Raw genomic sequence first — 17,431 nt, forward strand, 5'->3', positions numbered from 1 at the left:
AAGATCAGTCGATGGGCCGTCCGTCGCCGGGCAGGCCGAGCTTCGACCACATGTGCGTGACCGACTCGACGGTGGCGGAGTCCATGCCGAGCTTGCGACCCCACTCGCGGTGGGTCTCCGGCGGCCACTTGTCGGTGGCGTCGAGGCCGATCTTCGAGCCCAACCCGCTCTCCGGCGAGGCGAAGTCCAGGTAGTCGATGGGGGTGTTCTCGATGACGGTGATGTCGCGCGCCGGGTCCATGCGGGTGGCGATCGCCCACATGACGTCCTTCCAGCTCCGCGCGTCGATGTCGTCGTCCACGACGATCACCCACTTGGTGTACATGAACTGCCGAAGGTAGCTCCAGACGCCCATCATCACCCGCTTGGCGTGGCCGGCGTAGGCCTTCTTCATCGAGACCACGGCGATCCGGTAGGAGCAGCCCTCGGGCGGCAGCCAGAAGTCGACGATCTCCGGGAACTGCTGGCGCAAGAGCGGGATGAAGACCTCGTTCAGCGCCTCCCCCAGCACGCTGGGTTCGTCCGGCGGCCGGCCGGTGAAGGTGGTCAGGTAGATCGGGTCCTTCCGCATGGTGATCGCGCTGACCTGGAAGATCGGGAATTTCTCGACCGAATTGTAAAATCCCGTGTGATCGCCGTACGGACCCTCGTCGGCATAATCATCAAGTAAAACATGACCTTCGATGACGATCTCGGCGTTGGCGGGAACCATCAGGGGGACGGTCTTGGCGGGGACCAGCTCGACCTTGGCGCCGCGCAGCAGGCCGGCGAACTGGTATTCGGAGAGGGTGTCGGGGACCGGCGTGACGGCGGCGAGGATGGTGCCGGGGTCCGCGCCGATCACCGCGCAGGCAGGCAGGGGCTCGCGCTTGCCCTCGGCCTTCCAGCGGCGGTGGTGCTGGGCGCCGCCACGGTGGGCGAGCCAGCGCATGACCGTCCGGTCCGGGCCCAGCACCTGCATGCGATAGATGCCGAGGTTGTAGTCGTCCTCGCGCTCTTGCGAAGGTCCGCGGGTGACCACCAGCGGCCATGTGATCAGCGGCGCGGGCTCGCCCGGCCAGCAGGTCTGGATCGGCAGCTTGGCGAGGTCGATGTCGGCGCCCTTCCAGACCACCTCCTGCACGGGGGCCTTCTTCACGATCGAGGGCCGCATGGACATCACCGTCCTGGCGAGCGGCAGCATGTCCCAGGCGTCCTTCAGGCCGCGGGGCGGTTCGGGCGCGCGCAGGAAGGCCAGGAGCTCGCCGACCTCGCGCAGGTCGGCGGCGGTGGCGCGTTCGCGGCCGTCGAGGGTCACGCCCATGGCGACGCGCTTGACCGTGCCGAACAGGTTCACGAGGCAGGGCATCGGCGAACGCTGGCCGTCAGCGCGGATGACGTTTTCGAAGAGCACCGCCGGTCCGCCCTGGGCCAGCAGGCGGCGGTGGATCTCGGTCATCTCCAGCACCGTGGAGACGGGCTCGGAGACGCGGACGAGTTCGCCCGCGGCCTCCAGCTTGCCCATGAAATCCCGCATCGACCGGTACGCCATGGCTCCTCCCTAGGGGCAGAGGGCTCCCCTGTCACGCCTGCCGGGGCTAGGATGGCCGGCATGAAGCGCATCGACCTCGACGACCTGCCGCCCAAGCTCGCCGCCCTGTTGACGGGCGCGGAAGCCGGCGAGGAGGTGCTGCTGGTGCAGAACGGGGCCGTGGTCGGCCGGCTGACCGGCGGGCCCGCCGCGCCGCCCGAGGCCGCCCAGGCCGAGCCCGAACTGCCGCCGGAAGAGAACGCCAAGGAGATCTTCGAGCAGTTCCGCTCGATGATGGAGGATGAGTTCTAGGCGCCGACCTTGGCGTCGTATTCCTTCACCGCGGCCTTCTTGGCGATCTTCCGGAAGCGGCGCTCGAGGAAGTTCTTGAACGAGCCGGGATGCAGGGTGTCGATCCGCGCCAGGACGCACGGATAGTCCTTGTAGTGGGCGGTCAGGTGGAAGGTCTTGGGCTCCGCCTCCATGAGCATCTCGCGTTCGTCGAAGCTCACGTCCATCAGCACCATCGAGCGGTCGTCGCGGCGCAGGCGGGTGAAGAACTTGCCGTTGATCTTGTAGGCGGGCGAGCCGTAGCTCATGCCCTTCTCGGCGCCGGGGAAGGTCATGACGATGGCGTCCATCTCTTCAGCGGTCATGGCTTGGGCTCCATCTGCGTCGCGGTGGCGAGTCTGCGCGACTGGGCCGAGGCGTCAATCAGCAGCGCCAGGCGTTTGGCGCGGGTCTCCGGCGTCTTCGCCGCGAGGATGCGGTGAACGGTGAGCTTGCGGTAGCCCGGCGGCTGGGCCTGGAAGAACGCCCAGGCCTCGGTGCAGGCCTTGAACTGAGCAAGGTCCTCCGCCGGCAGCTCGCTTGCCGCGCGCTCATAGGAATAGACGCCGGTGCGGTGCTTGCCGACCTCATAGGCGGCCTGTCCGGCCGGCGTGATCCGGCCTTGCGCTTTCAGCTCGGCGAAGCGCTTGATATTGACCGCACTCCAGATCCCGCCGGGCTTTCGGGGCATGAAGCGGATGCGGTAGGCCTCGTCATCGATCCGGTGGCGCACCGCATCGATCCAGCCGAAGGCCAGCGCTTCGTCGACGCTTTGCGGCCAGGTCATCGAGGGCTTGCCCGACCCCACCTTCCAGAAACCGACGGAGAGTTCGGGGGCAGTGGCGTGGTGTTCCTGGAGCCAGGCCCGCCACTCGCCCGACGTGGCGAAGAAGGTGGGCTTTTCCGCCATCAATAGGCCAGCGCCGTCCCGTCCTTGCGCATCTCGGTGGCCGCGGCGTAGCGGCCGGGGTGGCGCTGGATGGCCTCGTAGCCGCCGTAGACTCCGGGGTTGGGCCCGAGCTTCCAGCCGAGGTCGGCGAGCGCCTTCTGGGTGTTCGCCGGCACGCCGGTCTCCAGGTTCAGCACGCCCAGCGGATCCAACGCCTCGCCCGTCGGTTCATGCCCGCCGTCGTGGTGCCAGCGGGGCGCATCGCCCGCCTCCTGCAGGCCCAGGTCGAAGTCGACGATGTTGGAGATGATCTGCGCCTGGCCCTGCGGCTGCATGTCCCCGCCCATCACGCCGAAGCTCATCAGCGGCTCGCCGCCCCGGGTCGCGAACCCCGGGATGATCGTCTGGAAGGGCCGCTTGCCCGGCGCATAGATGTTCGGATGCCCGTCCTCCAGGGCGAACATCTCGCCGCGGTTCTGGAACATGAAGCCGAGCCCGTCCGGCATCAGCCCCGAGCCCATGCCGCGGTAGTTCGACTGGATGATCGAGATCATCATCCCGTCCCTATCGGCGACGGTGAAATAGGTGGTGTCGCCGTGGCTGGGCGCCTGGCCCGGATAGACCGACGTCAGGATCCTGTCCGGCCGGATCAGCTTGGCGCGCTCCTTGGCGTAGTCCTTGGAGAGCAGCCAGCCGGTGGGCTGTTTGTAGAAGGCGGGATCGGCGTAGAACTTCGCCCGGTCTTCGAAGGCGAGCCGCTTGGCCTCCACCGAATGGTGGATCGCCGCGGCCGACTGGAAGCCCATGGCCCTGATGTCGAACTGCTCCATCATGTTGAGCAGCTGCAGGGTGACCAGCCCCTGGCTGTTGGGCGGCAGGCCCCAGACGTCGATCCCGCGGTAGTTGATCGAGCGCGGCTCGACCCATTCGGTGTGGTGGGCCATGAGGTCGGCCTTGGTCATCCAGCCGCCGATCCGCTTGAAATAGCGTTCGATCTTGTCGGCGATCTCGCCCTCGTAGAAGGCGCGGCCGCCGCCCTCGGCGACCAGACGATAGGTGTTGGCGAGCTCGGGATTGCGGAAGATCTCGCCCTCGCGCGGGGTCTTGCCGTCCTTCACCCAGATGCGGTTGAAGTTCGCCACCTCCTCGATGTGGCTCTCCGGCTTGTTGAAGGTCCGCTGCGAGGCGCCGACGTAGAAGGCGACGTTCTGGACGATCGGCGCGCCCTCTTCGGCGTGATGGATGGCCGGCTGGAAGAGGTCCTTCCAGGGCAGCTTCCCGAACTTCTGATGCAGGGTCCACCAAGCGTCGACCGCGCCCGGCACGCTGACCGAGACCGCGCCGAACGAGTTGATCAGGCCCTTGGCGTTGGCCCGCCTGCGCTGTTCGGCGAGGCTTAAGGCCTTGGGGCTGCGGCCCGAGCCGTTGAGGCCCAGCACCTTGCGGGTCTTGGGGTCCCAGAGGAGCACGAAGCAGTCGCCGCCCATGCCGCAGGAGATCGGCTCGCCGAAGCCCAGCACCGCGTTGGCGCAGATCGCCGCGTCCACCGCCGAGCCGCCGGCCTTCAAGGTCTCGATGGCCGCCAGCGTCGCCAGCGGATGGGCCGTCGCCGCGGCGCCATGCAGCCCCCAGGCGGGGCTGCGCGACGCCCAGGTCGCCCCGTCGATGCGGTCTCCGCCATGCACGTCCGGCCGGTCCCGGTTGGGGTTCTCCTGCCGGCTGGTCGCGAAGGCTCGGCCCGCGAGGGCGGCGGCCGGAATGGCGGCCAGGAATGTGCGGCGCTGCATGTGGTGGAGGCTCCCCGATCGTGTGGCCGGCTAGTGTTAGCAGAGGTTCGGAGGAGTGCGAGGGGCGGGAGCGGTGTCTAACGCGCGCCGCTCGTCGCGCTACGATATCCGTCGGCAGCATCCTCCACGCGAAGGCGCCAGGATGGGCACAACTGTCGCGACGCCTGGAGTCCCTTCGTGAAATCACTCGCCGCCGCCCTGACCCTTGTGGCCCTTTCCGCCACCCAGGCCCTCGCCGCCACGCCGCCCTACGTCACCGCGGCGCTCGCCGCCCCCGGAAGGCCCAAGGCGGACCTGGACGCTGACGCACTACGCGACCCGGACGACACCCTGGCCTTCGTGGGCGTGAAGCCGGGGATGACCGTGGCGGAACTCTTCCCCGGCGGCGGCTATTTCACGCGTCCGCTGAGCGCTATCGTCGGCCCCAAGGGCCACATCATCGGCATCGAGAACGCCGGCTGGAAGGGCGCGGTGAAGGCGGACCAGGCCATGATCGCCGAACCCGGTCACACCAATGTCAGCCTGGACGTCGAGCCGTTTGGCCAGATGACACTGCCGGGGAAGGTCGACGTCTTCTGGATCACCCAGAACTATCACGACCTGAAGATCGCCAAGTTCGGCATCGTCGATATGGCCGCCTTCAACGCCCACGTGTTCCAAGCCCTGAAGCCGGGCGGCGTATATTTCATCCTGGACCACGAGGCCAATCCGGGGACGACACTGGACGAGATCGCCACACTGCACCGGGTGGAAAAGACCGTCGTCATCCGTGAGGTGACCGCCGCAGGGTTCGTTCTGGTCGGCGAGGGCAAGTTCCTGAACCGCGCCGGAGACGATCACAGCAAGCCGATCTTCGACCCCGCAATCCAGGGCAAGACCGACCAGTACGCTCTGAAGTTCATCAAACCGAGGACCTGAGTCCCGGCCCGGACGCCGAGCGACCCAACCGCGCCGGCAGCTGACGTCCAGACGCAGACCGGACGTTGCCACTGGCCATCGGCCAGGACGCGCCGCGATCCTGGGAAATCCCCACACCCGCACCACTACCGCAGGTACCCCAGCACGAGCCGGCTGGCCTCATCGCCAAGGGTTCCGACCGCCTGGTCCGAGAGGATGTCCGGACGGTGCAGGACCGCCGCATGGGTCAGGGCCTCGATCGTGTTCACGCAGACGAAGGTGGCGAGGTCCAGGTCGAGGTCCCGCACCTCTTCCCTGTGGCCTTCGAGATAGGCGTGGAACAGCCGGTAGTTCTCCTGGTTGAAGGCCTCCACGCCTTCGAGGGCGCCGGTGCGGGGCACCTGCTCGGCTAGGACGCGATGCAGGTTCGGGTCGAGCCGGTGGGCCGCGATCGCCGCGGCCACCAGGCGGCGCACGCCCACCTCGAGCGGCTCGGCCGCAGCCTTGGTCAGCGCGGCGCGCGCCACTGCCATAAGATCGCGGTTGTGGCGCTCGATGACGGCGACAACCAGCGCCTCCTTGTTTGGGTAATACTGGTAGAGCGAGCCGATGCTCACCCCCGCCTCGCCCGCGATGCGGTTGGTGCTGGCCTTGTCGAACCCGTCCCTGATCAAAATGCGAGCGGTCGCCTCGATCAAGGCGTCGACCGTCACGCGCGACCGCTCCTGAGCGGCCTGCTTCCTCGGTTTGGTGAGCGGCCTCGTCGCCATTTCTCCGCAATCCAAATGCGAGTTTAGAACACGAGCTATCGCTCATATTATCAGCTGACGAACGGAAGTCACCTACGGAGCCTCCCATGATCCATCAGCCCTATGCCCAGCTCATCGACATCAAGCGGTGGGCGGACCGCGGCCTCTGCGAGGCGGTCAGCGGCAATCTCGACCAGCTGAGCGCCGAGGAAAATTTCCTCATGCTGCGCATCTTCGACCACATCCACACGGTCGACCGGATCTTCCAGCATCACCTCCTGGGCTTGCCGCACAGCTTCCAGGCGGCGCGGTCGGAGGTCATGCCGGAGTTCCAGGCGCTGGTGAATGGCATGAGAGAGGTCGACGACTGGTACGCGGCCTATGTGGGCGGCCTCGCCGCGAGCGATTTCGAGCAGCCGATCGACTTCGTCTTCACCAGCGGCAAGCCGGCGCGAATGCGCCGAAGCGAGATCATCCTGCACGTCTGCCTGCACGGGACCTACCATCGGGGCAACGCCGGCGCCGTCCTGCAACTGAAGGGCCTTACCCCGAGCCCCGATGCGATCACCGATTTCCTCGAGGCGGCGGCCTGACGGCCAGCGCGGGGCGCCCTTGCAAAGCCGGCCGAACGATAGGCCAAATGCCGGCAAAGCAAGGACGTCGGGGGAATCGATGGGCATCTATGACGTGAGCGGCGGCCGGCTCGGGCCCGGTGGGATCACCCGCCGGGGGCTGATGGGGACGGCGGCGGGGATGGCGGCCGTGCTGGCCGGGCCGGCCTTTGCCGCGCCGCGGCGCCTCGCGCCCAGCGACCGGGTCAATGTGGCGGTGATCGGGGCCGGCGGCCAGGGCGCCGCCAACATGACGAAGCTGACCGGCCAGAACATCGTGGCCACCGCCGACGTCGACTACGACCACGTGCTGCACGCCCTCGTCGACAAGACCGGCTGGATCAGCCCGGCGCGGCAGCCGCTGAAGGAGGCCTACGACAAGGCGGCCCGGTTCACCGACTACCGCAAGATGTTCGACGCCCAGAAGGACATCGACGCCGTGGTGATCGCCACGCCGGATCACCACCATGCGGTGGCCGCGCGCTGGGCGATGGAGCGCGGCTACCACGTCTATGTGCAGAAGCCGCTGACCTACTCGATCGACGAAGCGCGCAAGCTCCTGTCGCTGGCCCAGGCCAATCCGAGCCTGGTCACCCAGATGGGGAACCAGGGCCACTCCGGCGACGATGGCCGCCGCGTGGTGGAACTGATCCGCGGCGGAGCGATCGGGCCGGTGCGCGAGGTGCACGTCTGGACCAACCGGCCGGTCTGGCCGCAGGGGATCGCCAGGCCGGCGGCGGTGGCGGCGCCGGGCAGCCTCGACTGGCAGACCTGGCTCGGCCCGGCGGATGTGAATTGGGGCTACCACCCCGACTACGCGGCCTTCAACTGGCGCGGCTGGCTGCCGTTCGGCTCCGGCGCACTCGGCGACATGGGCGCGCACCTGATTGACTTCCCGGTGTGGGCGCTGGAGCCGGGTCTGCCCACCAAGGTCGAGACCCGCCACTCGCGCTGGGCCGGCAACGCCAGCCTCTGGGACACCAAGCGCCCGGCCGAGCTCACCAGCTATCCGCTGGCCAGCATCACCCGTTACGAGTTCGGCCACGCGAAAGGCGGCCCGCTGCGGCTCACCTGGTACGACGGCGGCCTGCTGCCGCCGACCCCGCCCGGCTTCCCGACCAACCTGAAGATCAGCGGCGACGGCGGGGTGCTGTTCGTGGGCGCCAAGGGGATGCTGATGCACGAGACCTATGGCGAAAAGCCGGTGCTGATCGGTGAGGGCCTGGACGAGAAGGCCAAGAAGATCCCGCAGTCGCTGCCGCGTATCCAGGGCGGGATTTCCGGCCACGAGATGAACTGGATCCGCGCCATCCGCGGCGAGGAGAAGATCTCCTGCCCGTTCGAATACGCCGCCAAGCTCGACGAGACGATGATCCTGGGCGTCGTGGCGCTGCGCGCCGACCAGCCGATCGAATATGACGGGGCCGCCGGCCGCGTCACCAATATCGCCGACGCCAACCAGTACCTGACCCGCAACTACCGCAAGGGATGGGAGCTGTGAGCCGGAGCCATCGGTCGTGGTTGGCGGCGGGCGCGGCCGGCCTGCTGCTCTTCGGGACAACCTTCGCCCTGGCTCAGGCCGTGCCGCCGCCGCCCGGGTCGACCGCCAAGCCGCAGGACACCGAGCAGTGGACGCCGGTCCCGGCCGTCGTGACGCCCGGCGCGGCGGACGCTGCCCCGCCATCCGACGCCATCGTGCTCTTCGACGGCAAGTCGCTCGGCGAATGGGTCAACACCCGCGACAAGCAGCCGGCCGGTTGGACCGTGGCGAACGGTGTGATGACGGTGGCCAAGGCGGCCGGCAACATCGAGACGAAGCGCAGCTTCCGCAACTATCAGCTGCACCTGGAATGGCGGGTTCCGGCCGATGTCACCGGCTCGGGGCAGGGTCGCGGCAACTCCGGCGTCTTCCTGGCCTCCACCGGGCCCGCGGACGCCGGCTACGAGCTGCAGATCATGGACAGCTACAACAACCCGACCTACGTCAACGGCCAGGCGGGCAGTGTCTACAAACAGCATCCGCCGCTGGTGAACGCCAGCAAGAAGCCCGGCCAATGGCAGACCTATGACGTGGTCTGGACCGCCCCGGTGTTCGCCGCCGACGGCAAGGTCACCTCGCCCGCGCGGGTGACGGCCTTCCACAACGGCGTGCTGATCCAGAACGCCGCGGTGCTGGCGGGCGAGACGCTTTACATCGGCAAGCCGGTCTACAAGCCCTACGCCTCGGCCCCGATCAAGCTGCAGGCGCATGGCGACCCGAGCCCGCCGCTGAGCTTCCGCAACATCTGGGTGCGCGAGCTTCCGCCCCCGAACTGACGGCGGCTTCAGTGCGGGCCGAGGTGGGTCACCACCATGCCGGCGAAGGCCTGGCCGAACCAGGGGACGGTCAGGATCAGCGAGGAGACGCCGACCCGCACCAGCATGGTCTGGTCGACCGGCCATTCCGGCGCCGCGGCGATCCGCGCCTCGTAGGCGAGCAGGCTCTGCAGCCTGGGGGCCGCGGCCGGGTCGGCGGCCAGCCGGTCCTTCGTCACGGTGATCTCGGTGCGCAGGCTGTCGAGCTCGGCGGTCTTGGCGATGCGGATCTGGCGATGCATCTGGCTCATGGTCCCGACGAACACCCAAAGCCCCATGACGGCGCAGGCGACGAGGGTGACGATCGTGAAGAGCGTCATGCCCGTGCTGACGAAGAGCAGCAGGGCGCTGGCGCAGACCGTGAACCAGACGAGCGAAGTGCGGACCGCCGAGCGGCCCCAGGGGTAGAGCAGCTCGATCCGCAGGAGGTCGATCTGCAGGTCCTCCTCGATCACCTGGCGCGTGTGGCGCGCCCCGGCCCGGGTCAGCACCAGGCCCCGGAAGAAGAGCGCGCCGAGCAGGCTGGAGGTGACGCAGAACCATACGAAGGTCGCGGGCCGGGACGGGATCGCCGACGCGCCCTGCGAGCTGGCGATCGCCACGATGGCGAGGCCGACGACGACGCCGACAAGCGTGAACCACCGTAGCCGCTGCATCGGAAACTCCGGCTGCCAGCGCACGCCGGGCCTGAGCGCGCGGGCGAAGGCCGGTGCGTCGGCCACCTCGCCGAGCCGCGAAAACCGCTGCAGGCCGAGGTTCGAGCAGATGATCAGCGGCAGGACCAGCGCCAGCCGTGCGCGGTAGTCGAGCATGGCGCCCGGCCCCTCGCGCATCAGCCACGGCGCCCGGTCCACGAGCGCCGCCAAGCCATAGGCGCCGATCATCGCCGCATAGAGCAGGGCCGAGGTGAGCCACAGGTTGAACGGCGAGGTTGCGAACAGCGCCTGCTCGGCATAGACGGCGTGGCCGTCGCCGGCCTCGGCGGGGCTTGCCGGCTCGACGTCTCGCATGGGCCTCCCTCATCCTCGCCGCGGCGCGCTCCCGCCGGCCGGGCGAGCATGACAGGGGCGGCCGGCGGTGTCTGCACGCGAGCTTGGCCTTGTTCCCGCCGATCTTCGACGCCAAGCTGCGGTCATGCGCCTCGCCGTCCTAGTCCTGATGACCGGCCTCTTCGGCGGAGCCGCCCTGGCCGCCCCGCCGTCGCCGGCCCTGCCGCCGCAGCCGCCGAAGGAGGTCTCGGGCCTGACAGTCTACGGCAGGACCGATCCGCCGAAGGTGACCGCCAGCTATCCCAAGGCCGGACAGGCGATGCCGGCCGGGGTGCTGATCCTGACCGTGACCTTCGACCAGAAGATGCTGGCGAACGCTTTCGACATCGGGCCGGGCGAGGGGGGCGAGATGCCCAACTGCCTGAAGACGCCGCGGCTGCTCGACGACGGTAAAACCTTCGTCCTGCTCTGCACCACCGACCCGCATAAGGCCTATGCGCTGGCGCTCAACGCCAAGCCGCAGGGCGGCTTCGCCAACATAGCCGAGCATCGCGCCGAGCCCACGACGCTCGCCTTCACCACCACGGACGGCGATGGGCCGCGCTCGATCCCCGAGGCGCTGAAGGCCGAGAACCTGCGGCCGATCGACATGCCGATCCAGACCGATCCCGACGCCGACAGGCGGACCACTGTCGCGGCGGCGTCCTCGCCCGCGCATCCGTAGCGGCGGCCGGCGGCGACTATCTGGCAGGCGGCCGGACGGCTTCTTACATTCCGGACGTCAGGGAGGACTTCAATGACCAAGCTCTGGTCCAGGGTCGGTGCGACGCTCGGCGTGGCGCTGGCCCTCAGCATGCTCGTCGCCGCGCCGGCGGACGCCCGGCGAGGCGGCAGTTTCGGCAGCCGCGGCGCGCGGACCTATTCCGCGCCCCGCTCGACGGCGACCGCGCCCCACGCCGCGCCGCCGGTGCAGCGCTCGATGACCGCGCCCGGCGCGGCGCAGCCCGGCGGCGCCTATGCGCCTCAGCCCGGCATGCCCGGCTACAGCGCCTATCGTCCGCAAAGCCGTTTCGGCGGTTTCGGCGGCGGGTTCCTGGGCGGCCTGGTGGCCGGGGGCCTGATCAGCGGCCTGATGGGCCACGGCTGGGGCGGCGGTTGGGGCGGCGGCGGCTACGGCGGCGGAGGCGGAGGCCTCTTCACCATTCTGATCCAGCTCGCGGTGCTGTTCTTCGTAATCTCGCTGGTCACGCGCTGGTTCGCCCGCCGGCGCGCCTCGGCGTCCATGCCCTGGGAAGCGCCGCAGATGGCCTACGGCGGACCGCAGGGCTTCGCGGGCGGCGGCGGCGGCGGTTTCGCGCCCGGTCCGGCTCCGGCCGGCCCCTACGTGCCGCCGACCGGTCCGGCCTGGGAGATCCCGATCATGCCGCAGGACCAGAAGGACTTCGAGCGGCTGCTGCTGGAGGTGCAGGACGCCTTTGGCCGCGAGGACTACGCGGCGCTGCGCGAGCGCTGCACCCCGGAGATCATGGGCTACCTCGCCGAAGAGCTGAGCGACAACGCCACCCACGGCAGGAAGAACGAGGTCAGCGGCACCCGCCTGTTGCAGGCCGACGTCGGCGAGGCCTGGAGCGAGGGTCCGGTCGACTATGCCACCGCGGCCATGCGCTACGAGGGGATCGACGTGACGCGCGACCGGACCTCGGGCGCGGTGCTGTCGGGCGACCCGAACCGGCCGAGCGAGACCACCGAGCTCTGGACGTTTTCGCGGCGCACCGGCGAGCCCTGGAAGCTCTCGGCGATCCAGGAAACCTGAAAAGCCGGCCGTCCGCGCGTTGCAGGACAGTAACCAAACAGTGGTGGCCGCGACCCCGCGAAGCATTGCGGCGGGTGCGGGGCGCCCGTAAGTTACCGGCATTCACGCTGCGCCTCGCCGCGGACGCATTTCATCCGGAGCTAGACCTTTGCATCGCGCCCTTATCCTCGCCCTCGGAACGGCCCTGTGCGCCGTGCCGATCGCCCTGACCGGCCCCGCGGCCGCCCAGCCCAAGGCGGCGACTGCGCCCTACAAGGCCGGGCGCGACGCCGACGGTCACCCGGATCTCTCCGGCTTCTGGTCCAACGCCACCCTGACGCCCGAGCAGCGCCCCGCCACCCTGGGCGACCGCGCGGTCTACACGCCCGCCGAAGTGGCCAAGCTCGAAGGCCAGGTCGCCAAGGAAGTCGAGGAGGGCAACAAGCCCACAGACCCCAATTCCGGCGCCGAGGGCGGCAAGGCCGACCCGAAGACCCTGCGGCCGGAATTCGCGGCCGCCGGCGGCGACGTGGGCGGCTACAACCGCGGCTGGCTCGATCCAGGCTCCGCGGTGATGCGGGTTCACGGCGAGCCGCGCACCTCGTTCCTGACCACGGCCAACGGCCAGCCCCCGCCGCGCAAGCCGAGCGCGCCGGCGCCGGGCGGCTTCCCGCGCGGCCTGGGATCGTTCGATAATCCGGAGAGCCGCTCGCTCGGCGAGCGCTGCATCATGGGCTTCGGCCGCAACGCCGGCCCGCCGATGCTGCCCAACGGCTTCTACAACAACAACTACCAGTTCCTGCAGACCAAGGACGCCTTCGTCATCGAGGTCGAGATGGTCCACGACACCCGCATCGTGCACCTGAACGCCCAGCACCGGACGGACGGCGAGCGGCCCTGGATGGGCGATTCGATCGGCCACTGGGAGGGCGACACCCTGGTCGTAGAGACCACCAACATCCCGCCCACCCAGGCCTACCGCGGCTCGTGGAAGAACCTGAAAGTCACCGAGCGGTTCACCCGCGTCGGCAAGAGCCGGGTGCTCTATCAGTACACCCTCGACGACCCGACGCTCTGGGAGAAGCCCTGGGGCGGCGAGTACGAGTTCGCGCCGCTGCAGGGCGTGATCTACGAATACGCCTGCCACGAGGGCAACTATGCGCTCCCCGGCATGTTGGCCGGCGCGCGGGCCCAGGAGAAGGAAGCCTCGGCCAAGACCGGCGCGGCGGCCACCAAGGCCTCGCGCTAGATTTCGGCCTTGTCCGGCGGGGCGAAGGACCGCGAGGCCTTCGCCGCGGGCGACAGCGGCAGGGTAATGGTGAAGCGCGCGCCGTGATCGTCGCGGGCGTCGAGCGACCCGCGCAGCTGCCGCACCACCGCCTTGACGATGGTCATGCCGAGACCCATCGACTGATCGGCGTCGAAGCCGGGGCCGAGGCCCACGCCGTCGTCGGCCACGGTCAGGCGCAGGATCGCGCCATCGCGGCGGCATTCGACGTGCAGACCGCCCGGCTGGCCCTTCGGATAGGCGTGCTTGGCGGCGTTCATGGCCAGTTCGTTGATCGCGATGGCGAGCTGCTGGGCGGCCGCGCCCGGGACCTCGACCGGGTCGGCGTCGACCGAGCAGGAGAGGCCCGTGCTGCCGACGATCCGGCTGCAGAGCTCGGTCAGGAAGGGCTCGAGATCCACACCCGAGGCGTCCTGGTGGGCGCTCATGAACCGGTGGAGCTGGGCGACGGCGGTGAGCCGGGACGCGGCCTGCATGAGGGCGGCGCGCGCGCCGAGGTCGACCAGGCGCGCCTGCTCGAAGATCAGGAAGTCGGCCGCCAGCTGCAGGCTGTTGGACAGGCGGTGGTCGATCTCCCGCCGTTCGTCGGCCAGCGGCGGGAGCCGGGGCCGCGGCACGGCGGCCAGGGAGTTCTCTTCGGTCGAGGTCAGTTTTGCTGGTGTGTCCACGCCAGCCTCCGCGATTCAAGCGCCCCCGCCCGACCGAGACGTGTATCACACCACTTAAAGGTGTAGAACCTACCAACAAGCGCAACCGTAGGGATACAATCGCCGGTTGCATCTCAGATCGGCTGTTCGATGGACCGGGCAAGCGGGGTGAACAGCTTCGGCCCGGCCTCGGTCATGTGCCAGCAGTCCTCCAGCCGGATGCCGAATTCGCCGGGCGTATAGAGGCCGGGTTCGTCGGAGAAACACATCCCAGGGGCGAGTGGCGTCGCATCGCCGTGCACCAGATAGGGCGACTCGTGGCCATCGAGACCGATGCCGTGGCCGGTGCGGTGCGAGAGGCCCGGCAGCCGGTAGCCGGGGCCCCAGCCTTCCTTCTAGTAGTAGGCGCGCACCGCGTCGTCGATCGCGCGGACCGGGACGCCCAGGCGCGCGGTTTCCAGGGCGATCTCCTGGCCGCGCTTCACCGTCGCCCAGACCTTGCGCTGCCGGGCGCTCGGCGCGCCCATGATCCAGGTGCGGCTGATGTCGGAGGTGTAGCCGTGCACGGTGCAGCCGACGTCGACCAGGACGACGGAGCCCTCGCGGACGGCCTGTTTCTGGTGCGAGCCGTGCGGATAGGCGCTGGCTTCGTTGAGCAGGATGAGGCCGCCGTCCCAGCCGCCGCCGGCCGCGGTGGTCGCCGCCCCGATCAGGGCGTTGATGTCGCCGGGTCCCATGCCGGGCCTGGTGGCCGCGTGGGCGTGGCGGATGGCCTCCAGGGTGATCGAATTGGCGATCTGCAGCAGGGCGAGCTCGGCGGGCGACTTGACCATCCGGCAGGCCCGCACCAGGACGTCGCCCGAGACCACGCTGTAGGCGCCGCCCGCGGCCTGGCGCACCCCGTCGACGATGAACAGGCGGGTGGTGGCCTCGAAGGCGATCGGGCCCGAGGCGACGCCGCGGTCCTTCAGCGCCTGGACGATCCGCTCGAACGGGCTCTCGTGCTCGTTCCAGGGGCGCACGTCCTTGCCGACCGCGAGCGTCTCACGCACTGACGGCTCCTCGAAGGCGGGGGTGACGATGACCACCTCGCCGCGCGCCGGGATCACCGCGGCCGTGGTCCGCTCGGAGCGCCACCACTGGATGCCGGTGAAATAGTCCAGGCTGGAGCCCGACTCGGCGATCAGCGCGCCCACGCCCTGGTCGACCATCAGCCGCTGCAGCTTGGCGATCCGCCCGCGCCGCTCGTCGGCCGAGATCGGGACCGCGCCGGCGGTCATCGGCCGGCCCCCAGGCGGCCCCGCGAAGGCCCGCGCCGCGGCCGGGATCAACGCCGAGGCGGCGCCGGCCGCGACAGCGGCGGTGAGGAAATTGCGGCGATGCATGCGAGGCCCCCTGAGACTCAAGTGTTGGGGTTCATCACAACAGGGATGCGCGCCTTTTGCGAGCGCGCGCAGCAGAACCCCTTGCCGGTCATCGAACCCTCCAAACTTCGCCCTAACCGGCAAGGGTATCGCCGAAGGGCCGGGCCGCCAAAAATCAGCTGTTCACGAATTGTATCGGGGCCCGGCGACCGTAGTCTTCCAGAGCAAACACAGCTCTCGTGGGCCGGTCGGACCTCGGCTGAACGCCCTTCCGCCCGGCGACGCGGGTCCCTAGACTGGCGGGCGTGATAGTTCTCCGGTTGGTGTGCGCGTGATGCGAGAGGCCGACGTCTCGTTTCGGTATTTCCTGCCCGCGCCGGCGCTGCGCGCGACGATCACCACCTACTATGTGCTTGAGGTCGGCGGCGACGGGCTGGCCGAGGAGCTGCTGTTCCCCGAGTGGGCCAATATCCGTCTGCTGCTCGACGGCGAGTGGACGCAGACCTTCGGCGACGGCCGCGTCGTCACCCATTCCTCCCCCACCGCGCTGATGAGCGGGGTGATCAGCCGCACGGCCAGGGTGCGATGCCCGCCCGGACGGATGGTGGGGGCGGGGTTCCTGCCGGCGGGCTGGGCGGTGTTCACCGCCTTGCCGGCCTGCGACTACGTCAACGACATCATTCCCCTGTCGAACTTCATCGGCGCGGCGGCGGACGAACTGCTGGGCGAGGTGCTGACCACAACCGATGACGCCGCGATGGTCGCGGCCCTCGACGCCTGGTTCCTCGCGCGCATGGCGGGCCGCAAGGCGGCCGAGGCGCTCCTGGTGGCCGCGCATGAGGCGATGCTCGATCCGGAGGTGCGGTCCGTGGCCGAGTGGGCCCGCCGCCTGGGACGCTCGCCCCGCCAGCTCGAGCGCCTGGCCCTGACCTATTTCGGCATGGGGCCAAAGGCCCTGCTGCGCCGCCAGCGCTTCCTGCGCAGCTTCGCGGCCATCCGGGAACATCCGCCCGGACTCTGGGGCCGGATGATCGATCCGGGCTATGTGGATCAGTCCCAGTTCATCCGCGACTTCCGCTACTTCATGGGCATGGCGCCGCGGGCCTATTTCGCGCGCGATTTCTCGTTCATGCGCGCCGCAGGCCGGGCGCGGGCGGCGCTGCTGGGCGATCCGCTCCACGGCCTGCACGCCGCCGTACCCGCCGCGGATCCGAAGACGGCCTAGGCTGGCCGTTGGGGTCGGCGCGGGCCATCCGCCAGTTTCCACGGCCGTGGCCGCGATGCGTTCATCGAGGCGGCGGGAAGCGCACCTCGAAGGTGACAGGCGTCGCGGGAGCGATCTCGCCTTCAGCCGAGCGCCTGACGGCCAGCTTGTAGAGCGGGGCCATTTTCACCGCAGCGTCGCCGAAGCCGAGGCCTTGCGGGTCCTCGCCGATCTGCCGGCAATCGTGGAACCGTCCCCGCAGATCCACGGCGCAGGAGATCGTCGCGCGGCCTTCGATGCGCTGTTGCAGCGCGCCGGCCGGATAGTAGCGCAACAGGTCCTCGCCCGATGGGAGACGCATCCAGTCGATTGGAGCCGAGGTGCGGAGGTCATGGGCCGAAAAATTCCGCGGCTCGGCCCCGGCCGCGCCCGCCAGCATCACGAGCCCGACAAGCGCGGTCGCCATATGCCGGTTCATCGAGATCCTCGTGCGCTTCAGCCCGCCTGAATCCTAGGTCTGCGAAGGTCTGGTTTCCACCCTCTATCCTTCGCTGAACACGCCGAGTTCGTTGCCGCTGGGGTCGGTGAAGTGGAAGCGGCGGCCGCCGGGGAAGCTGAAGATCGGGCGCGTGATGGTTCCGCCGGCGGCGCGGACCTTGGCTTCCATGGCCTCCAGGTCGTGGGCGAAGAGGATGACCAGGGGCTTCTTCACCTGCTCGGCGGCGTCGGCGTAGAAGCCGCCGTCGAGGCCCTCGGCCATGGACGCGTACTCCGGGCCGTAGTCGGTGAAGCTCCAGCCGAAGGCCTGGGCATAGAAGCTCTTGGTGGCCGGCAGATCGCCCGCCGGGAACTCCACATAGTCGATCTTGCCGTCTTCGCGCATGGCCGTCCTCCAGTCGCGGAAAGACTAGCGCCTGACATCATACCCAGCAAGAACAAATAAAGAACATCTGGACACGCCTCTCGGGAGCGGGCTGAGGCTAAGACCACTTTTCCGTGAATTCCGTCCGATTGACGCT

The 17,431-nt window shown here is 69.2% G+C and carries 18 protein-coding genes and 1 pseudogene; 9 read left to right on the forward strand and 10 right to left on the reverse strand.

Annotated elements, in window-relative coordinates:
- Positions 1–4 precede the first annotated feature (4 nt).
- Positions 5–1,531: a UbiD family decarboxylase gene (locus ACESMY_RS07050; protein WP_372783633.1), complete on the reverse strand. Its 1,527-nt coding sequence runs from the start codon at positions 1,529–1,531 to the stop codon at positions 5–7.
- Positions 1,532–1,591: 60 nt separating this feature from the next.
- On the opposite strand from ACESMY_RS07050, the gene ACESMY_RS07055 reads away from it, so the two are divergent.
- Positions 1,592–1,822, forward strand: coding sequence for a hypothetical protein (locus ACESMY_RS07055; RefSeq protein WP_372783635.1), 231 nt, complete (start codon positions 1,592–1,594; stop codon positions 1,820–1,822).
- Here the strand turns inward: ACESMY_RS07055 and ACESMY_RS07060 are convergent.
- Genes ACESMY_RS07060 through ACESMY_RS07070 form a run of 3 tightly spaced genes read right to left on the reverse strand, consistent with a single transcriptional unit; the run spans position 1,819 to position 4,516 of the window.
- Positions 1,819–2,166: an MmcQ/YjbR family DNA-binding protein gene (locus tag ACESMY_RS07060; RefSeq protein ID WP_372783637.1), complete on the reverse strand. Its 348-nt coding sequence runs from the start codon at positions 2,164–2,166 to the stop codon at positions 1,819–1,821. The two genes, ACESMY_RS07055 and ACESMY_RS07060, sit on opposite strands and share 4 nt — an antisense overlap.
- A complete protein-coding gene (locus tag ACESMY_RS07065) occupies positions 2,163–2,750 on the reverse strand; it encodes a YdeI family protein (protein ID WP_372783639.1) in 588 nt (195 codons plus the stop codon). Before ACESMY_RS07065 ends, ACESMY_RS07060 begins: the two co-directional genes overlap by 4 nt.
- Positions 2,750–4,516 carry a gamma-glutamyltransferase family protein gene (locus ACESMY_RS07070; RefSeq protein WP_372783641.1) on the reverse strand — a complete coding sequence of 589 codons (1,767 nt, stop codon included), beginning with the start codon at positions 4,514–4,516 and terminating at the stop codon, positions 2,750–2,752. Before ACESMY_RS07070 ends, ACESMY_RS07065 begins: the two co-directional genes overlap by 1 nt.
- 177 nt (positions 4,517–4,693) lie before the next feature.
- On the opposite strand from ACESMY_RS07070, the gene ACESMY_RS07075 reads away from it, so the two are divergent.
- Positions 4,694–5,434, forward strand: coding sequence for a class I SAM-dependent methyltransferase (locus ACESMY_RS07075; protein WP_372783643.1), 741 nt, complete (start codon positions 4,694–4,696; stop codon positions 5,432–5,434).
- A 125-nt stretch (positions 5,435–5,559) separates the two neighbouring features.
- Here the strand turns inward: ACESMY_RS07075 and ACESMY_RS07080 are convergent, their stop codons facing one another.
- Positions 5,560–6,126, reverse strand: a complete 567-nt coding sequence (locus tag ACESMY_RS07080) for a TetR/AcrR family transcriptional regulator (protein WP_372783645.1) — start codon at positions 6,124–6,126, stop codon at positions 5,560–5,562.
- A gap of 143 nt (positions 6,127–6,269) precedes the next feature.
- Here ACESMY_RS07080 and ACESMY_RS07085 point away from each other — a divergent pair, with 143 nt between their 5' ends.
- The 3 genes from ACESMY_RS07085 (at position 6,270) to ACESMY_RS07095 (ending at position 9,089) form a co-directional block, all read left to right on the forward strand.
- The gene (locus ACESMY_RS07085) at positions 6,270–6,755 is read left to right on the forward strand and encodes a DinB family protein (protein WP_372783647.1); all 486 of its coding nucleotides are present in this window, start codon (positions 6,270–6,272) and stop codon (positions 6,753–6,755) included.
- Positions 6,756–6,834: 79 nt separating this feature from the next.
- Complete coding sequence (locus ACESMY_RS07090) at positions 6,835–8,274, forward strand: Gfo/Idh/MocA family protein (protein WP_372783649.1); 1,440 nt, start codon at positions 6,835–6,837, stop codon at positions 8,272–8,274.
- On the forward strand, positions 8,271–9,089 hold the full coding sequence (locus tag ACESMY_RS07095; protein ID WP_372783651.1) for a DUF1080 domain-containing protein: 819 nt from the start codon (positions 8,271–8,273) through the stop codon (positions 9,087–9,089). Before ACESMY_RS07090 ends, ACESMY_RS07095 begins: the two co-directional genes overlap by 4 nt.
- A gap of 8 nt (positions 9,090–9,097) precedes the next feature.
- On the opposite strand, the gene ACESMY_RS07100 is transcribed toward ACESMY_RS07095, so the two are convergent.
- Positions 9,098–10,138 (reverse strand): hypothetical protein, encoded by a 1,041-nt coding sequence (locus tag ACESMY_RS07100; protein ID WP_372783653.1) that lies wholly within the window; start codon positions 10,136–10,138, stop codon positions 9,098–9,100.
- A gap of 124 nt (positions 10,139–10,262) precedes the next feature.
- Here ACESMY_RS07100 and ACESMY_RS07105 point away from each other — a divergent pair, with 124 nt between their 5' ends.
- The 3 genes from ACESMY_RS07105 to ACESMY_RS07115 all read left to right on the forward strand — a co-directional run bounded on the left by ACESMY_RS07105 (position 10,263) and on the right by ACESMY_RS07115 (position 13,158).
- On the forward strand, positions 10,263–10,841 hold the full coding sequence (locus ACESMY_RS07105) for a hypothetical protein (RefSeq protein ID WP_372783655.1): 579 nt from the start codon (positions 10,263–10,265) through the stop codon (positions 10,839–10,841).
- Positions 10,842–10,913: 72 nt separating this feature from the next.
- Positions 10,914–11,930 carry a Tim44 domain-containing protein gene (locus ACESMY_RS07110; protein WP_372783657.1) on the forward strand — a complete coding sequence of 339 codons (1,017 nt, stop codon included), beginning with the start codon at positions 10,914–10,916 and terminating at the stop codon, positions 11,928–11,930.
- Positions 11,931–12,078: 148 nt separating this feature from the next.
- Entirely contained in the window at positions 12,079–13,158 is a 1,080-nt protein-coding gene (locus ACESMY_RS07115; RefSeq protein WP_372783659.1) for a hypothetical protein, read from the forward strand.
- Here ACESMY_RS07115 and ACESMY_RS07120 read toward each other — a convergent pair.
- Positions 13,155–13,865 (reverse strand): sensor histidine kinase, encoded by a 711-nt coding sequence (locus tag ACESMY_RS07120; protein WP_372783661.1) that lies wholly within the window; start codon positions 13,863–13,865, stop codon positions 13,155–13,157. The genes ACESMY_RS07115 and ACESMY_RS07120 overlap by 4 nt on opposite strands.
- 113 nt (positions 13,866–13,978) lie before the next feature.
- Positions 13,979–15,229, reverse strand: a pseudogene (locus ACESMY_RS07125) (M24 family metallopeptidase).
- Between the two features lie 313 nt (positions 15,230–15,542).
- Here ACESMY_RS07125 and ACESMY_RS07130 point away from each other — a divergent pair.
- Positions 15,543–16,433, forward strand: a complete 891-nt coding sequence (locus ACESMY_RS07130; protein ID WP_372783663.1) for a helix-turn-helix domain-containing protein — start codon at positions 15,543–15,545, stop codon at positions 16,431–16,433.
- Between the two features lie 61 nt (positions 16,434–16,494).
- Here the strand turns inward: ACESMY_RS07130 and ACESMY_RS07135 are convergent, their stop codons facing one another.
- Positions 16,495–16,878, reverse strand: coding sequence for a hypothetical protein (locus tag ACESMY_RS07135; protein ID WP_372783665.1), 384 nt, complete (start codon positions 16,876–16,878; stop codon positions 16,495–16,497).
- A 75-nt stretch (positions 16,879–16,953) separates the two neighbouring features.
- A complete protein-coding gene (locus ACESMY_RS07140; protein WP_372783667.1) occupies positions 16,954–17,295 on the reverse strand; it encodes a VOC family protein in 342 nt (113 codons plus the stop codon).
- Between the last annotated feature and the right edge of the window lie 136 nt (positions 17,296–17,431).

It is taken from the genome of Phenylobacterium sp. (genome assembly GCF_041691455.1).
In the GTDB taxonomy this organism is placed as follows: domain Bacteria; phylum Pseudomonadota; class Alphaproteobacteria; order Caulobacterales; family Caulobacteraceae; genus Phenylobacterium.